The organism is Chryseobacterium cupriresistens, from assembly GCF_046614675.1.
GTDB classification, from domain to species: Bacteria; Bacteroidota; Bacteroidia; order Flavobacteriales; family Weeksellaceae; genus Chryseobacterium; species Chryseobacterium cupriresistens.
In genome coordinates, this window is sequence record NZ_JBKKJT010000059.1 from 1 (window position 1) to 279 (window position 279).

The window sequence follows — 279 nt, forward strand, 5'->3', positions numbered from 1 at the left end:
TTCACCGTGGTCTCGAACTGGATGTCCTTCTTGAGGTCGAGACGGTCGGCCACATAGTTCAGCCAACGCTCGATCTCGGGCTGTCCCGGAAACCGCTCGCTCCAGCTCCAGCCCTTGTAGAGCTCCTCGGAGAACAGATACTGATAGGTGTGGCCTTCGGAATCGAAGCGCGCGCCGGGATAACGGTTCCAGTACCAGGTGCCGCCGACGCTCGATCCTGCGTCAATAGCCCTGACATTCAGGCCCTGCTCGCGCAGGCGGAACAGGTGATAGAGGCCC

1 protein-coding gene is annotated in these 279 nt (G+C 60.9%); it reads right to left on the reverse strand.

The window, feature by feature from the left end; translation table 11 throughout:
- A partial coding sequence (locus ACLI50_RS22655) for an NAD(P)-binding protein (protein WP_411414690.1) occupies positions 1–279 on the reverse strand: 279 nt, incomplete at both ends.